This window comes from Roseateles sp. FW301-B2 (genome assembly GCF_058788955.1).
This window is the reverse complement of record NZ_JBYTBE010000059.1, coordinates 1-14,886: the sequence shown is the minus strand read 5'-3', so window position 1 is coordinate 14,886 and position 14,886 is coordinate 1. Positions and strand designations below refer to the sequence as shown.

The window sequence follows — 14,886 nt, the reverse complement described above, 5'->3', positions numbered from 1 at the left end:
GGCGGGGGCCGGGTCGGCGGGCGCGTCGGGCTCGCCGTCTTGTGCCGGTGCATCCGCACCGCCCTCGTCCTTGCCCTGCAATTTGCGCTGGCGCTTCTCTTCGGCCTTGCGCTTCTTGGCCAACTCGCGTTGGCGTTTCTCATAGCTGTAATTCGGTGTTGCCAAGGCGCTCGCTCCTGCGTCTGCCGGCCCAAGCGCCGGGGGTTACCAATGTACCTGCTTGCCACCGTGGGGCCGCAGGATTGTGAAGTTTCTTCGCTAAGTGATTGTGGTGGCTCAGTTTGCCCATTCATGCAATCTGTGGATAAGTTTGTGAGCAAAATGTTGTCCGGCGCGCTAAGTGCTTGATTCTGTGTGCCACAAGCCGTCCGGGCTGGCTCGATGGAAGCGAAATTTAGCTTTCAAAATCAAAGGCTTGGGCCAACTGTCTTGAAGCGGCGCGCGGCTTGGGTCGGCTCGCAGAGGCTTGTCATCGCAGCCTCACATATGGGGATAAGTCAAGCCCAAGAAGCGGCCTCGGTGGGCGTCGGCTGTTTCATTTCGACCCAGGCCGAAACATGCGCACGCAATATGGCCCGGCCGCACCGACGCAACGCTGTCCAGCGCGCCGACGGCCCGCCCGGATGACAGTTCAGTTACGCTCACAAGCTCATATTGGACTCAAGGAAGCTCGCTAAGCCATTGATTCTTATGTGTTCCAAAATCTATCCACCAGGTCTGTGGATAACTTTGTGGAGAAGCTGCGCAGGCCCGCGCTAAACCCTTGATTCATCGCCGCTGGGCTTGGCTTGCCACAAAAACATGCAGCGGGCCGATTTCTATACGAATCAATGACTTAGCGGCGGGGCCGGGTTCCTCAGGGGAAACCTGTAGCTGCGCCGCAGCAAGGCGAAATGCGTCAAGCCGCCTAACACCGATTGGGGATAAGTCAAGCGCCCTGCACCCTGAGGACGGCCCGCGCGGTGCGCCGAAACGGGCCAACTGTCCACCGTGGATGTGGACAAGTCTGTGCGTGACATGCAGACAGCCGGGCTAAGTGCTTGATCGGCAAGGGCGGGGCTTGTATTGCCCGCAAAAGTGGCAAGCGCCGGCGCGGCTTGGGGCCAACGCCTAGGGAGGCGCGTGCGGCGCCCGCTAAAATCCGCCACTTTGCAAAGAGCGACAACGCATTCATGGGCCAAGCAGCCAGGCAAGAACCACGCAACCGCAGCACCGAGATCTTCGAGCTCAAGAGCGCCACGCTGACCGCCTTGTCGCTGGTCTTGCGCAGCAGCGATCTGCAGGCCCTGGCCGAGGCCTTGCAGGCCCGGCTCGGCGACACGCCCGAGGTGTTCAACCAGGACCCGCTGCTGATCGACCTGTCGCAGCTGCCGGCGGCCGCGCCGGCCGCACAGGTGGGCGACGACGGTCAGCTGAGCCTGGTGAGCGAGGCGGGCGCGGCTGCGCTCGACTTCGCTGCCTTGGTCGCGCTGCTCGAGCGCTATCGCCTGCAGCCGGTGGCGGTGAGCGGTGCCAGCCCCGAGCAACTGGCGGCGGCGCAGGCCTGTGGCCTGGCGGAAGCGGATGCCACGCCGGCGCTGCGCAACGAAGCGGCGGCAGCCGAGCCGGTGCGCGAGGTCATCAAGGAAGTCATCAAGGAGGTGGTGGTCGAGCAGGTGCGCGAAGTGCATGTGCCGGGCGAGGCCGCCAAGACCGTCATCATCGACAAGCCCCTGCGTTCGGGCCAGCAGGTCTATGCCAAGGGCGCCGATCTGATCGTGATGGCGCTGGTGAACCATGGCGCCGAGGTGATCGCCGACGGCAATATCCATGTCTACGCGCCCTTGCGTGGCAAGGCCATCGCCGGCGCGCGCGGCAATACCGAGGCGCGCATCTTTGCCGCCAGCCTGGAGGCCGAGCTGATTGCGATCGCCGGCATTTACCGGACGACCGAAAACCCCTTGCCCGAGCATGTGCTGGGCAAGCCCGCCCAGGTGCGCCTGGACGGCGAGAAGCTGGTGATGGAAGCACTCAAACTCTGAGTTGGTCGCCCCGACCAAGCTCTATTGGAAAAAAGGAAAGTATTCGATGACCAAGATCGTCGTGGTGACCTCGGGCAAGGGCGGGGTCGGCAAGACCACCACCAGCGCGAGCTTTGCAACCGGCCTGGCCCTGCGCGGCTACAAGACCGTGGTGATCGACTTCGACGTCGGCCTGCGCAACCTCGACCTCATCATGGGCTGCGAGCGCCGTGTGGTCTATGACCTGATCAACGTCATCAACGACGAGATCAAGCTGACCCAGGCCCTCATCAAGGACAAGCAGGTCGAGAAGCTCTACATCCTGGCCGCCTCGCAGACGCGCGACAAGGACGCCCTCAACCAGGCCGGCGTGGAACGCGTGCTGGACGAGCTGAAGGCGATGGAGTTCGACTACATCGTGTGCGACTCGCCGGCCGGCATCGAGACCGGTGCGCTGATGGCCATGCACTATGCCGACGAGGCCCTGGTGGTGACCAATCCCGAGGTCTCCTCGGTGCGCGACTCCGACCGCATCCTGGGCATGCTCAACAGCAAGACCAAGCGCGCCATCGAGGGCAAGGAGCCCGTCAAGGAGCATCTGCTGATCACGCGCTACAACCCCAACCGGGTCGAGGGCGGGCAGATGCTGTCGCTGGAAGACATCCACGAGATCCTGCGCACCCAGCTGATCGGCGTGATCCCCGAGTCCGAGAGCGTGCTGCAGGCCTCCAACCAGGGCTTGCCGGCCATCCACATGAAGGGCACCGACGTGGCCGAGGCCTATGCCGACGTGGTGGCGCGCTTCCTCGGCGAGGACAAGCCGATGCGCTTCATCGAGGCGGTCAAGCCCGGCTTCTTCAAGCGCCTGTTCGGCGGCAAGTGAGGAAGGGACACAGCATGGGATTCCTGTCCTTTTTCCTCGGCGAGAAGAAAAGCACGGCCAGCGTGGCCAAGGAGCGCCTGCAGCTGATCCTCGCGCACGAGCGTGGCGGTCGCGGCGCCAGCCCCGACTATCTGCCCCAGCTGCAGCGCGAGCTGGTGGCGGTGATCTCCAAGTACGTCTCCATCAACCCGGACGACATCAAGGTGCACATGGAGCGCCAGGATGACCTCGAGGTGCTGGAGGTGAAGATCGAGCTGCCGGAGCCGGCACGGCGCTGAGGCTTGGCGATTCAAGAGCGGCAAAGGGCCAGGCAAGACCTGGCCCTTTGCACGTCTGGCCCGCCTCAGTGCTTGGCGTCGAACTGCTGCTCGTTCTTGCCCTTGAAGGGGGCGTAGAACTGCTTGATCTTGGCCATGTCGGCCTCCACGTCGCCGCTGGGCGTGAACACCGGCCCCAGGCCGCTGAGCTTGCGCGGGTAGTCCATATAGGCCATCACGATGGGCACCTCGGCGGTCACGGCAATCCAGTAGAAGCCGGTCTTCCAGTAGCGCGTCTTGCTGCGCGTACCCTCGGGCGGCACCACCAGCTGCAGCGGGCCGTCGGCCGCGCGCAGCGCCTGCGCCGAGGCCGCCACCAGATTGCTGGACTGCTCCCGGTTCACCGCGATGCCGCCCAGCCAGCGCATCAGGCCGCCAAAGGGGAAGCGGAAGATCTGCTGCTTGCCCATCCAGTAGATGTTCAGGCGCAGCGCAAAGGCCACCATCAGCGTGTAGGGCAGGTCCCAGTTGCTGGTGTGCGGGGCGGCGATGAGCACACACCGCGCATGCGCCGCGGGCAGGCTGCCCTCGAGCTTCCAGCCGGCGAGCTTCAGATAGGCGATGGAGGCTGCGCGCAGCAGGGTGTTGACCACGGGCGTGGTGAAGATGGTGCGATGCATGGGAATCTCGTGGGCAACCCCGGATTATCCGCGCGCCGGCCCCGCATGCCCTGCCACTTTCTGAGGCAGGGCAAGAAAGTGGCTTTCAAATCAAGCACTTGGCTGTCGCGCACCCAGGCTGTGCACGGACTTGTCCACAGTCGCTGTGGACGGCGGGGTCATGTCTTGCGCGCGGGCGCCAGCTCCAGGTCGCTGCGCGGCAGGGCCACGCAGGGCAGTATCCAGCCCTCGAGCTTCTCCTCACGGCTCAAGCCCGGCCATTCGATGCGGTAGGCAATCTCGCCACTGAGCAGCCGGCACATGCAGGCGCGGCAGGTGCCGTTGCGGCAGGAGCTGGCGAGCCGGAAGCCGGCGCGCAGGGCCGCCTCCAACACCGAGTGCTGGGCCTGCCCCTCGAACTCGATGGCGGGCTCGGCCTGCAGGCGGATGCGGAATGCGCGGTTTTCTGGCATGGCGCCATCATGCCCGCGGGGATTGGGGGCGGAAAGCCACGCTTGTTCGCGCATCGCCCCGCCGGCCTGCGGGCAGACTACCGGCCAGCAGGGCAGGCGCCCGACCGATTCCAATTCACGCAGGGCCCATGGCACTTGAACTCTCACTCGACGGCTTGGCGGCGGTATCGCTGTTCGTGGCGAACGTCGTGGTGGGCGTGGTTTCGATCGGCACCTACTGGCGCATGACGCGCTACGAGCAGAGCAACCATCTGCACATCGTCAATGCCCTGCGCGAAACCCGCGATGCCGGCCGCGAGGCCAAGATCGCCACGCGCGAGTTGCTGCGCATGGTCGAGCGCCAGGAGCAGGGGCGCGGCGTGGCCCTGCAGGCGTCCGACCTGGACGCCCTGCGCGAACTGCCCCAGCTGCTGCGCCTGCTGCTGGAGGGGAGCGGGCGCGAGGGTGACGATGCCGAGCAGGAGCCGGCGCAGCGCCTGCGCTGGCCGGACACGGTGCAGGAGCTCAACCAGGAGAGCCTGGATCAGCTCAAGCGCAGCCATCGCAACGAGGTCGATCGCATGCTGGCGCAGCGTCGCCATCTGCAGATGGAACTGGCCGGGGCGCGCGAGCGGCTGGAGGAAAACGCGCGCGTGCTGAACTCCTTCCGTTCGCGCACCAGCCAATCGCTGCAGAGCCAGGTCGAGCTCAGCGGCGCGCGCCAGCAACTGGAGCAGACGCGCGCCAATATGCTGCAGCTGCAGGACAAGCTGGCCCAGATGGAGACCCGCGCCGACAAGGCCGAGCGCAATGTGGCGCGCCTGCAGCGCGATCTGGAAGAGGCCGCGCTGCGGCCGGGCGAGGCCACGCCGGCGGCCCAGGCGCAGACCGAGCAGGCCTCGCGCGAAACCCTGCTGGGCCTGGAGCGCGAGGCCCAGGCCCAGCGCGACCAGCTGGCCGACGCCGAGCGCACCATCCAGAAGCTGCGCCGCGATCTGGAGATCCTGGCCGCCGACCCGCCCGAGCATGGCGGCGAATCGGCCGCCGAGCCGGGCCATGACCAGGCGCGCGCGCGCCTGGAGGCCGAGGTCGAGCAGCTCAAGGCGCGCGTGGACGATCTGCAGGATGCGCTGCGCCGCAATGTGGTGGAGAAGGAATTCATCGAGGAGCATTACCTCGCCGAGACGCGCAAGCGTCAGCCGCCGGCTGAGCCCTGAAGCCGCCCGGCGGGCCGGGGATTTGGCGCAGGCGCTATGCTTGCGCCCCCGTCGACCCATCCCATCGAGCCCCGCATGGACGCCATCCGCGCCTATTTCGACCAGCTGAACCAGGACTATCTCGCCGTCCACAAGACCAAGGAAGACCTGTTCTGGGCCACCTATATGGCCACCAGCGATGACCACGCCGGCTTTGCCCGCGCCGAGCAGCAGTACAAGGATTTCATCTCCGATGCCGGCCGGCTGAGCGAGACGCGCGCCCAGCTGGCGCGCCTGCAGGCGCAGCCCGCCAGCGCCGAGCGCCAGGCCCTGGCGCATGGCTTGCAAGGCTGGTTGGCGGTGTTCGAGGCCAACATCATCGACAACGCCGAGGGCCGCGCCCTGATGGCCGAGCTGATCGCCGCCGAGGCGGCGCTGTTCGCCAAGAAGCGCGAGCTGCAGCCCACGCAGCTGGCGGCGCCCGGGCGCAGCGAGGTGGCGACGCTGAGCATGCTGGCCACCAACCTGGCCACCAATCCCGATGAGGACTGCCGGCGCAGCTCGCTGGAGGCCTTCCGCGGCATCGAGCAATGGGTGCTGGAGAACGGTTTCCTGGAGCTGGTGAAGCTGCGCAACCGCTTTGCGCGCGCGCTCGGCTTTCCCAACTACTTCGAGCTCAAGCTGCGCAAGAACGAGCGCATGACGCCGGCCCAGCTCGACGCCATCCTGGACGACTTCCTGGCTCGCACCGCCGCGGCCAATGCGCGCAGCCTGGCGCAGCTGGCGGCCGCGCAGGGCGAGTCGGCCCTGCGGCCCTGGAACCTGCGCTTTGCCAGCGCCGGCGATGTGGTGCGCCGCATGGACGCCTACATGCCCTTCGGGCCGGCCCTGCGCCGCTGGGTCGAAAGCTTCCGCCGCCTGGGCATCCAATACCGCGGAGCGACCCTGCAGCTGGACCTGCTGGAGCGCAAGGGCAAGTACCAGAACGGTTTCTGCCACGGCCCCGTGCCGAGCTTTGTCGATGCGCGGGGCCAATGGGTGCCGGGCCAGATCAACTTCACCGCCGAGGCCAAGCCCGACCAGGTGGGCAGCGGCCTGCGCGCCATCAACACGCTCTTCCACGAGGGCGGCCATGCCGCGCACTTTGCCAATGTGGTGCAGAACTCGCCCTGCTTCTCGCAGGAATTCGCGCCCACCTCGATGGCCTATGCCGAGACCCAGTCGATGTTCTGCGACAGCCTGCTGAACGACGCCGACTGGCTCAAGCGCTATGCGCGCAATGCCGCGGGCGAGGCCATTCCCGATGAGCTGATCCACGCCCGCATCGCCAGCAGCCAGCCCATGCGCGCCTTCGACGAGCGTTCCATCGCCGTGGTGCCCAAGTTCGAGGCGGCGCTCTACCAGATGAGCGATGAGGCACTCACGCCGGCGGCGGTGCTGGCGCTGGCGCGTGCCACCGAGATCCAGGTGCTGGGCGTGGAGAGCCCGCGCCCGATGCTGGCGATCCCGCATCTGCTCAACCAGGAATCGGCCGCGTCGTACCAGGGTTATCTGCTGGCCCATATGGCGGTGTTCCAGACGCGCGCCTTCTTCCTGCGCCAGCATGGCTACCTGACCGACAACCCGGCCATCGGCCCGGCCCTGGCCGAGCATTTCTGGCGCCCTGGCAACAGCATCGATCACGACGCCACCCTGCGCAGCCTGACGGGCGAGGGTTTCTCGGCCCAGTACCTGGCGGATGAGTGCAACAAGTCGGTGGACGAAGCCTGGGCAGAGGCCCAGCAGTCGATCGCGGCCGCCGCGGCCCGGCCGCAGGGGGAGGGCGTGGCGGCGCTGGAGGCCCATATCCGCGTGGTCCATGGCGCCGAGCTGCTGGCCGATTCCAGCGCCGGCGAGGCGGCCATGTGCGAGCGCTTCGAGGCCTGGGTGGGCGCGCACTATCCTTGATGGCATGGGCCCACTGAAGTACCTGGCCGGCTATCCGGCCCATCTCGTCACCCAGGTGCAGACGCTGATAGCCAGCGGCCGCCTGGGCGAATACCTGGGCAGCCGCTATGCCCAGGGCCATGAGGTGCAGAGCGACCGCGCGCTGTTCGACTACACCCAGGCGCTCAAGAGCCGCTTCCTGCGCAACGCCGAGCCCGTCAGCAAGGTCGCCTACGACGCCAAGCTCAAGGTGCTGCAGCATGCGCTGGGCACGCACACCCGGGCCTCGCGCGTGCAGGGCAGCAAGCTCAAGAGCAAGCGCGAGATCCGCATCGCCAGCCTGTTCCGCGAAGCGCCGGCCGAGTTCCTCAAGATGATCGTGGTGCACGAGCTCGCGCATCTGAAGGAGCTGGACCACAACAAGGCCTTCTACCAGCTGTGCTCGCACATGGAGCCCAGCTACGGGCAGCTGGAGTTCGATCTGCGCCTGTACCTGACGCATCGGGAGCTGCCGGCATGATCTTGTTGGCACCGATGGAAGGACTGCTCGACCACATGCTGCGCGACGTGCTGACACGCGTGGGTGGCATCGACCGCTGCGTCTCCGAGTTCATCCGCATCACCGATATGCTGCTGCCGAACCGCGTCTTCACCCGCATCGTGCCCGAGCTGCTTGCCGGCGGCCGCACGCCCGCGGGGGTGCCGGTGCGCGCGCAGCTGCTGGGCTCCGACCCCGTCTGCATGGCCGAGAATGCGGCGCGCCTGGCCGAGCTGGGCCCCGAGGGCATCGACCTGAACTTCGGCTGCCCGGCCAAATGCGTGAACCTGCACCGCGGTGGCGCGATCTTGCTCGACGAGCCCGAGCTGATCGCGCGCATCGTCGCGGCGGTGCGGCGCGCCGTGCCGGCCCATGTGCCGGTCTCGGCCAAGATGCGGCTGGGCTATCTGGATGATTCGCGCACGCTGGAATGCGCCCATGCGATGGTGGGCGCCGGCGCGGCCGAGCTGGTGATCCATGCCCGCACCAAGGCCGATGGCTACAAGCCGCCCGCCTACTGGGATCGCATCGCCGCGGTGCGCGAGGCGGTGGATGTGCCGGTGGTGGCGAATGGCGAGGTCTGGACCGCCGCCGATGCCCAGGCCTGCAAGGCCCAATCCGGCTGCGAGGCCCTGATGCTGGGGCGCGGCATGGTGGCCGACCCGGGCCTGGCCCTGGCGATCCGCTCTCCCGACGCCGCACCGCTGGCCTGGGCCCAGCTGCTGCCCCTGATGCAGGATTTCTTCGCCATCGTGCGCGCTCATATCGCCACCCGCCACCAGGCCGGCCGGCTCAAGCAATGGCTGCACTATCTGCGCCGCCGTTATCCCGAGGCCGAGGAGGCCTATCTGCGCGTGCGCACCATCAATGCGCCCGACGAACTGCAAGTGGCGCTGTTCGGTGCGCCCGCCCTGTCATGAAATCCAAGTCTTCTTCCAGCGGAGGCCTGGTCTATTCCACCGAGGCCGGCCGCATGTGCCCGGCCTGCCGTCAGGCCATCGCCGCCTGTGTGTGCGGCAAGAAGCTGGCGCCGCTGGGCGACGGCAAGGTGCGCGTCTCGCGCGAGACCAAGGGCCGCGCCGGCAAGGGCGTGACCCTGGTGAAGGGCCTGCCTCTGGACGAAGCGGCGCTCACGGCGCTGGGCAAGCAGCTCAAGGCCGCCTGTGGCAGCGGCGGCACGGTCAAGGACGGGGTCATCGAGATCCAGGGCGACCATTGCGACAAGGTGCTGCAGCAACTGATCGCGGCGGGCTGGCCCGCCAAGCGATCCGGCGGCTAGGCGCACATGCCCAATCGCCGTCAGCCTCGGCGGGGATAATCCGTCGATGCACGCCTCTCCCGACAAGCTCGCCGCTCCCCGCGCATTCGCCCAACTGCCGCTCTCGGGCGCCATGCTGGCCAATCTGGCCCAGCTGGGTTATGCCGAGATGACGCCGATCCAGGCCGCCAGCCTGCCGCCCGCGCTGCAAGGCCGCGACCTGATCGCCCAGGCCCAGACCGGCAGCGGCAAGACCGCCGCCTTCGCCCTGGCCCTGCTCAGCAAGCTGGACAGCGCCGACAAGGGCCTGCAGGCCCTGGTGCTGTGCCCCACGCGCGAGCTGGCCGACCAGGTGACGCAGGAGATCCGCCGCCTGGCGCGCGCCGAGGAGAACATCAAGGTGCTGACGCTGTGCGGTGGCTCGCCGATGCGGCCGCAGATCGAGAGCCTGCAGTTCGGCTGCCACATCGCGGTGGGCACGCCCGGCCGCCTCCTGGACCATCTGGAGCGCGACACCCTGGACCTCAGCGGCCTCAAGACCCTGGTGCTCGATGAAGCCGACCGCATGCTGGACATGGGCTTCTTCGACGACATCGCGGCGGTGGCCAAGCGCGCGCCCAAGCAGCGCCAGACCCTGCTGTTCTCGGCCACCTACCCGGAAGGCATTGCCAAGCTGGCGGCCCAGCTGCTGCGCGATCCGCTGGAAGTGAAGCTCAGCGCCGCGGCCACGCAGTCGCCCGCGCAGATACGGCAGATCGCCTTCGAAGTGACGGAAAACCAGCGTCTGCATGCGGTGGCCCAGCTGCTGCAACATTACCGCCCGGCCAGCACCATCGCCTTCTGCAATACCAAGCAGCAATGCCGCGATCTGGTGGAGGTGCTGCAGGCCCAGGGCTTTGTGGCGATGGCCCTGCATGGCGATCTCGAACAGCGCGATCGCGACCAGGTGCTGATCCAGTTTGCCAACCGCAGCTGCTCGGTGCTGGTGGCCACCGATGTGGCGGCGCGCGGCCTGGACATCGCCCAGCTGGAATGCGTCATCAATGTGGAGGTGACGCCCGACGCCGAGGTGCATGTGCACCGCATCGGCCGCACCGGGCGCGCCGGCGCCGAGGGCCTGGCGCTGAGCCTGGTGAGCATGGACGAGATGGGCCGCATCGGCCGCATCGAGCAACTCCAGGGCCAGGTCTTGCCCTGGCAGGGCCTGGACACGCTCACGGTAGCGCCCGGCGGCCCGCTGCTGCCGCCCATGGACACCTTGCAGATCCTGGGTGGCCGCAAGGACAAAATCCGCCCCGGCGATGTGCTGGGCGCGCTCACCGGCGAGGCCGGCTTCACCGCGGCCGAGATCGGCAAGATCAACGTCACCGACTTCCACACCTATGTGGCGGTGGCGCGCGGCATTGCAAGAGAGGCGGTCAAGCGCCTCAGCCTGGGCAAGCTCAAGGGCCGCAAGGTCAAGGTGCGGCGCCTGGCAGACTTGATCGCCGGCGAGGAGTGACGGGCAAGCGTGAATTAATGCTGTCAGCCCAATTCCTAGTCCACCGCCAGCAAACATCCGACGTTAAGTCGAGACCTATTCACATGGTCACCCCCCCATCCAAGGCCTAGTCTTGAGGCGTGGAGGCGTGAATCATCAAGACGTCGTTGGGAGAATCGAGATGAACAAGTCCGTTCCGAGCACCGCACAGGAGGGCCCCTCACCGGGCCAGTTCGAGCTGCGTTTCCAGTCGCTGTTCCACGCCGGCAAGGCGCTGGCCTTTCCCTGCGATGCGCGCGGTGACGTGCTGCTGGACACGCTGAGCGACAAGGCGCTGGAGAACTATCTGTTCGCGCGCGCCGTGGTGGGCCATGAATACGCCAACCCGGTGGTGCAGGCCTGCACCGCCTGAGTCGACGTTTTTTAAATCAATTCACTTGCCCCAGCCGTCGCGCAGGCCGGTGATCTTGTTGAACACCGGGCGCTCGGCGCGATGGTCGACACGGTCGGCCACGAAGTAGCCGTGGCGCTCGAACTGCACCTTGGTGTCGGCTGACACCGCGGCCATCGACGGCTCCAGATAGGCCGTCACCACCTTCAGGCTGGCCGGGTTCAGCACTTCCAGGAAGTCGCGCCCGCCGGCATCCGGCTGGGCCTCGGTGAAGAGGCGGTCGTACAGCCGCACCTCGGCGGCCACGCCCTCGTGCACGCCCACCCAGGTGATCACGCCCTTGACCTTGATGGCGTCCGCGCCCGGCGTGCCGCTCTTGGTATCGGGCACGATGGCCGCCAGCACGGCCGTGATCTGGCCCTCGGCATCCTTCTCGCAACCCGTGCACTCCACCACATAGCCGGCCTTCAGGCGTGCCTTGTTGCCCGGGTAGAGGCGGTGGTAGCCCTTGGCCGGCTGCTCCATGAAGTCCTCGCGCTCGATCCACAGCTCGGGGCCGAGGCTGAACTGGCGCTGGCCCAGCTCGGGCAGATGCGGATGCGCGGGTGCGCCGCTGGGCTCGCGGTGCTCAAGACTGCCGAAGATCTCGGCGTAGTTGCTGAGCTTGAGCTTGACCGGGTCCAGCACCGCCATCGCGCGCGCGGCCTTGCCTTCCAGGTCGGCGCGCAGGCAGCCGTCCAGCACGCCATAGTCCAGCCAGGCGTTCTGCTTGGTGACGCCGGTGCCTTCCACCATGGTGCGGATGCTCTCGGGCGTGTAGCCGCGCCGGCGCATGCCGACCAGGGTGGGCATGCGCGGGTCATCCCAGCCGCTCACATGGCCCTCGTCCACCAGCTGGCGCAGCTTGCGCTTGGAGGTCACCACATAGCTGAGGTTGAGGCGGCCGAATTCGTACTGGCGGGGCAGGGGCTTGGCGAGCAGGCCGCCCTCGGCCAGATGCTCCAGCAGCCAGTCGTAGAAGGGGCGCTGGTCTTCGAACTCCAGCGTGCAGATCGAGTGGCTGATGCGTTCCAGCGCGTCCTCGATCGGGTGGGCGAAGGTGTACATCGGGTAGATGCACCACTGGTCGCCGGTGTTGTGGTGGGTGGCGCGGCGGATGCGGTAGAGCGCCGGATCGCGCAGATTGATATTGGGGCTGGCCATATCGATCTTGGCGCGCAAGACCATGGCGCCATCGGCATGCTTGCCATCGCGCATCTCGCGGAAGCGCTGCAGGTGGTGCGCCACGCCCAGATCGCGGAAGGGGCTGTTCACGCCCGGGGTGGTGAAGTCGCCGCGATGCGCGCGCATCTGCTCGGGCGTCTGCTCGTCCACATAGGCGTGGCCGGCCGAGATCAGGTATTCGGCCGCGCGGTACATGAAGTCGAAGTAGTCGCTGGCGAAGAACAGGTGGGAGGTGCCGCCCTGGTTCCAGTCCCAGCCCAGCCAGGACACCATCTCCTTGATGGCGTCCACATACTCCTGCTCTTCCTTCTCGGGGTTGGTGTCGTCGAAGCGCAGATGGCAGATGCCGCCGTAGTCGCGCGCCAGGCCGAAGTTCAGGCAGATGCTCTTGGCGTGGCCGATGTGCAGATAGCCGTTCGGCTCGGGCGGGAAACGGGTGCGGATCCGGGCCGGGTCCAGCGGGCCGGCCGCATGGTGGGCCGCGTCGCCCGGGGTGCCGGCGAAATGACGCTCAGGCTGCCCGCCCTGCTGCTCCAGGTCGCGCTCGATGATGGCGCGCAGAAAGTTGTGCGGCTTGTGCGCTTCGTCGCTGGGGGCGTTGGGCTTGGCGTCGTGGGGAAGGGACATTGAGGGCGCTTCTGAAGAGAGAGAAAGGATCAGCCGCGATTTTAGAGGCCCTTGAACAGGTGGGCGTACATGCGGCTCACCGCCAGCCGGTCGGTGCTGCCATGCAGGTGCAGGCTGAGCTTGCCGGCCTCGTCGCGCACCGCCTTGGCGATCGCGTCGGCGCGCACCACCACGCTGCGGTGCACCTGCCAGAACAGGCCGGCATCCAGCTGGGGCAGCAGCTCGCGCAGCGAGATGCGCACCAAATGCTCCTTGCCGGCGGTGATGACGCGCACGTATTTGTCGGCCGCCTCGAAATACAGCACCTCGCTCACCGGCACCATCTGGATGGTGTTGCCCACGCTCACCTGCAGCAGGCGCAGCGGTGCCGCGGCGGCGGCGGGTGCACTCAGACCGGTTCCCAGCAAGGCACGCAGCTGCGCCACCGCGTTGTGCAGGGCGGGCGCGGTGTCCTCCGCCTGCGCTCGGCCACCCAGGGCCTGGCGCAGGCGCTGCACCGTCTGGGTCAGGCGCTCGCGCAGTACCGGCTTGAGCACATAGTCCACCGCCGCATGCTCGAAGGCCTGCAGCGCGTACTGGTCGTAGGCGGTGACGAACACCAGCAGCGGGAAGGGCGCGCCCTCGGGCCAGTCCTCGGCCATGGCGGCGGCCGCCTCCAGGCCGCTCAGGCCCGGCATGCGGATGTCCAGGAAGCAGACCTGCGGCCGTTTCGCCAGCGCGGCGTCCACCGCGGCCTGGCCATGGGCGGCCATCGCCACGATCTCCAGCTCGGGCCAGAGCGCGACCAGCTCGGCGCGCAAATGCTCGGCCAGCAGCGGCTCGTCTTCGGCGATCAGGGCGGTCGTGATGGTGCTCATGCCTATACAGATGTTGATTGGGCTTGCGCCTCTTGAAGTGGGATGCTGATCTCGACCCGGCAGCCGCCGGCCTCCGGGGCGCTGATGCTCAGCCCGGCCTGCTGGCCGTAGCGCGCCAGCAGGCGCTCGCGCACCTGCTGCAGGCCGAAGCGGGTGCCCGCGGTGGCGCCCTGGGCGTTCAGGCCGGCCCCGTCGTCGCTGACGCTCAGCAGCAAGACCTGACCCTGCAGCGCCGCGGCGACGCGCAGATGGCCGCCCTCGATATGCGGCTCCAGCCCGTGCTTGATGGCGTTCTCCACCAGCGGCTGCAGCAGCAGCGGCGGAATCTGCAGCGCCTGCAGCTCGGCCGGCAGGCTCAGCTCGGGCTGCAGCCGCGCGCCCATGCGCACCTGCATCAGCTGCAGATAGTCGGCGAGGCGCGCGAACTCGTCCTTGAGGCTGTGGCTGCCGCTGCGCGAGGCGTTGAGGGTGGCGCGCAGGAAGGCGATCAGCTGGTCCAGCATGGCCTGGGCGCGCGCCGGGTCCAGGCCGATCAGCACGCGCAGATTGGCCAGCGTGTTGAACAGCATGTGCGGCTCGAGCTGGGTTTCCAGCAGCTTGAGCTGGGTCTCGGCGGCCACACGGCGCGCCTGCTCGGCCTGGGCCTGGGCGGCCAGCAGCCGGCCGCGCGTGTAGAAGTAGCCGGTGGTGAGGCTGGCCATGGTGAGCGTGAACATGGCGGTGCTGGCGATGCTGCCCCAGCTGGCCTCCCACCAGTAGATCGAGCGCTGGCCCGTCAGCCAGTCGCCCAGCAGCACGCCCAGGGTGTAGCCCAGCGCCGCGCCCAGCAGCACGCAGAAGGCCATCCAGGCCCAGCCCGGCCAGCCATTGGCGCATTCGGCGTCATCCGGGTAGCGGCGGTGCAGCAGCTGGGCGATCAGGGCGCGGCCGCCGTCGATGTAGAGCCAGCATTGCATGCCGATGGCAAAGGAGTAGCTCAGCTTGGCGCCGGTATGGCGCCAGCCGGACATCGCCGCCAGCAGCAGGCCGATCAGCAGGCAGAGGGCGGCGGCATGGGCGGCATGCCTGAGCAGCCGCTGGCAGACCGGGCCGCTGTGGGCATGACCGGCAAAGCGGGGCGGGGTGGTGTGCATGGGGC

General features: G+C 67.6%; 15 protein-coding genes. 10 read left to right on the top strand and 5 right to left on the bottom strand.

Annotated features, from left to right (window positions below; genetic code table 11):
* Nucleotides 1-1,172 precede the first annotated feature (1,172 nt).
* Genes minC through minE form a run of 3 tightly spaced genes read left to right on the top strand, consistent with a single transcriptional unit; the run spans nt 1,173 to nt 3,161 of the window.
* Complete coding sequence (gene minC, locus AC3WQY_RS24180) at nt 1,173-2,021, top strand: septum site-determining protein MinC (RefSeq protein WP_285231419.1); 849 nt, start codon at nt 1,173-1,175, stop codon at nt 2,019-2,021.
* 46 nt (nt 2,022-2,067) lie between these two features.
* On the top strand, nt 2,068-2,883 hold the full coding sequence (minD, locus tag AC3WQY_RS24175) for a septum site-determining protein MinD (RefSeq protein WP_285231420.1): 816 nt from the start codon (nt 2,068-2,070) through the stop codon (nt 2,881-2,883).
* 14 nt (nt 2,884-2,897) lie between these two features.
* Nucleotides 2,898-3,161 carry a cell division topological specificity factor MinE gene (gene minE / locus AC3WQY_RS24170; RefSeq protein WP_285231421.1) on the top strand — a complete coding sequence of 88 codons (264 nt, stop codon included), beginning with the start codon at nt 2,898-2,900 and terminating at the stop codon, nt 3,159-3,161.
* A gap of 65 nt (nt 3,162-3,226) precedes the next feature.
* Here minE and AC3WQY_RS24165 read toward each other — a convergent pair whose 3' ends face one another.
* The gene (locus AC3WQY_RS24165) at nt 3,227-3,820 is read right to left on the bottom strand and encodes a 1-acyl-sn-glycerol-3-phosphate acyltransferase (RefSeq protein WP_492711144.1); all 594 of its coding nucleotides are present in this window, start codon (nt 3,818-3,820) and stop codon (nt 3,227-3,229) included.
* A gap of 158 nt (nt 3,821-3,978) precedes the next feature.
* Entirely contained in the window at nt 3,979-4,272 is a 294-nt protein-coding gene (locus tag AC3WQY_RS24160) for a 2Fe-2S iron-sulfur cluster-binding protein (RefSeq protein WP_285231423.1), read from the bottom strand.
* Nucleotides 4,273-4,400: 128 nt separating this feature from the next.
* Between AC3WQY_RS24160 and AC3WQY_RS24155 the strand changes: the two genes are divergently transcribed.
* From AC3WQY_RS24155 to AC3WQY_RS24125, 7 genes are all read left to right on the top strand, one after another.
* A complete protein-coding gene (locus AC3WQY_RS24155) occupies nt 4,401-5,468 on the top strand; it encodes a hypothetical protein (RefSeq protein ID WP_492711142.1) in 1,068 nt (355 codons plus the stop codon).
* Between the two features lie 75 nt (nt 5,469-5,543).
* Entirely contained in the window at nt 5,544-7,394 is a 1,851-nt protein-coding gene (locus tag AC3WQY_RS24150; RefSeq protein ID WP_492711141.1) for a M3 family metallopeptidase, read from the top strand.
* A 4-nt stretch (nt 7,395-7,398) separates the two neighbouring features.
* Nucleotides 7,399-7,893, top strand: a complete 495-nt coding sequence (locus tag AC3WQY_RS24145) for a M48 metallopeptidase family protein (RefSeq protein WP_492711140.1) — start codon at nt 7,399-7,401, stop codon at nt 7,891-7,893.
* Nucleotides 7,890-8,831 carry a tRNA dihydrouridine synthase gene (locus tag AC3WQY_RS24140; RefSeq protein ID WP_492711138.1) on the top strand — a complete coding sequence of 314 codons (942 nt, stop codon included), beginning with the start codon at nt 7,890-7,892 and terminating at the stop codon, nt 8,829-8,831. Before AC3WQY_RS24145 ends, AC3WQY_RS24140 begins: the two co-directional genes overlap by 4 nt.
* Nucleotides 8,828-9,190 (top strand): translation initiation factor Sui1, encoded by a 363-nt coding sequence (locus AC3WQY_RS24135; protein WP_492711136.1) that lies wholly within the window; start codon nt 8,828-8,830, stop codon nt 9,188-9,190. The genes AC3WQY_RS24140 and AC3WQY_RS24135 overlap by 4 nt, the downstream gene beginning before the upstream one ends.
* A 46-nt stretch (nt 9,191-9,236) precedes the next feature.
* Entirely contained in the window at nt 9,237-10,670 is a 1,434-nt protein-coding gene (gene dbpA / locus AC3WQY_RS24130; RefSeq protein WP_492711135.1) for an ATP-dependent RNA helicase DbpA, read from the top strand.
* Nucleotides 10,671-10,830: 160 nt separating this feature from the next.
* Nucleotides 10,831-11,061, top strand: a complete 231-nt coding sequence (locus AC3WQY_RS24125) for a hypothetical protein (RefSeq protein WP_285231430.1) — start codon at nt 10,831-10,833, stop codon at nt 11,059-11,061.
* Nucleotides 11,062-11,082: 21 nt separating this feature from the next.
* On the opposite strand, the gene AC3WQY_RS24120 is transcribed toward AC3WQY_RS24125, so the two are convergent.
* The 3 genes from AC3WQY_RS24120 to AC3WQY_RS24110 form a co-directional block, all read right to left on the bottom strand.
* Nucleotides 11,083-12,891, bottom strand: a complete 1,809-nt coding sequence (locus AC3WQY_RS24120; protein ID WP_492711133.1) for a glutamine--tRNA ligase/YqeY domain fusion protein — start codon at nt 12,889-12,891, stop codon at nt 11,083-11,085.
* 41 nt (nt 12,892-12,932) lie between these two features.
* On the bottom strand, nt 12,933-13,748 hold the full coding sequence (locus AC3WQY_RS24115; protein WP_492711131.1) for a LytR/AlgR family response regulator transcription factor: 816 nt from the start codon (nt 13,746-13,748) through the stop codon (nt 12,933-12,935).
* A 2-nt stretch (nt 13,749-13,750) separates the two neighbouring features.
* Nucleotides 13,751-14,886: sensor histidine kinase (locus AC3WQY_RS24110; RefSeq protein WP_492711129.1), on the bottom strand; the 1,136-nt coding region annotated here is incomplete at its 5' end.

What these genes read in the sequence shown, in the direction of transcription:
- minC (WP_285231419.1), top strand. Translation starts at nt 1,173, where the DNA reads ATGGGCCAAGCAGCCAGGCAAGAACCACGCAACCGCAGCACCGAGATC.
- minD (WP_285231420.1), top strand. Translation starts at nt 2,068, where the DNA reads ATGACCAAGATCGTCGTGGTGACCTCGGGCAAGGGCGGGGTCGGCAAG.
- minE (WP_285231421.1), top strand. Translation starts at nt 2,898, where the DNA reads ATGGGATTCCTGTCCTTTTTCCTCGGCGAGAAGAAAAGCACGGCCAGC.
- AC3WQY_RS24165 (WP_492711144.1), bottom strand. Translation starts at nt 3,820, where the DNA reads ATGCATCGCACCATCTTCACCACGCCCGTGGTCAACACCCTGCTGCGC.
- AC3WQY_RS24160 (WP_285231423.1), bottom strand. Translation starts at nt 4,272, where the DNA reads ATGCCAGAAAACCGCGCATTCCGCATCCGCCTGCAGGCCGAGCCCGCC.
- AC3WQY_RS24155 (WP_492711142.1), top strand. Translation starts at nt 4,401, where the DNA reads ATGGCACTTGAACTCTCACTCGACGGCTTGGCGGCGGTATCGCTGTTC.
- AC3WQY_RS24150 (WP_492711141.1), top strand. Translation starts at nt 5,544, where the DNA reads ATGGACGCCATCCGCGCCTATTTCGACCAGCTGAACCAGGACTATCTC.
- AC3WQY_RS24145 (WP_492711140.1), top strand. Translation starts at nt 7,399, where the DNA reads ATGGGCCCACTGAAGTACCTGGCCGGCTATCCGGCCCATCTCGTCACC.
- AC3WQY_RS24140 (WP_492711138.1), top strand. Translation starts at nt 7,890, where the DNA reads ATGATCTTGTTGGCACCGATGGAAGGACTGCTCGACCACATGCTGCGC.
- AC3WQY_RS24135 (WP_492711136.1), top strand. Translation starts at nt 8,828, where the DNA reads ATGAAATCCAAGTCTTCTTCCAGCGGAGGCCTGGTCTATTCCACCGAG.
- dbpA (WP_492711135.1), top strand. Translation starts at nt 9,237, where the DNA reads ATGCACGCCTCTCCCGACAAGCTCGCCGCTCCCCGCGCATTCGCCCAA.
- AC3WQY_RS24125 (WP_285231430.1), top strand. Translation starts at nt 10,831, where the DNA reads ATGAACAAGTCCGTTCCGAGCACCGCACAGGAGGGCCCCTCACCGGGC.
- AC3WQY_RS24120 (WP_492711133.1), bottom strand. Translation starts at nt 12,891, where the DNA reads ATGTCCCTTCCCCACGACGCCAAGCCCAACGCCCCCAGCGACGAAGCG.
- AC3WQY_RS24115 (WP_492711131.1), bottom strand. Translation starts at nt 13,748, where the DNA reads ATGAGCACCATCACGACCGCCCTGATCGCCGAAGACGAGCCGCTGCTG.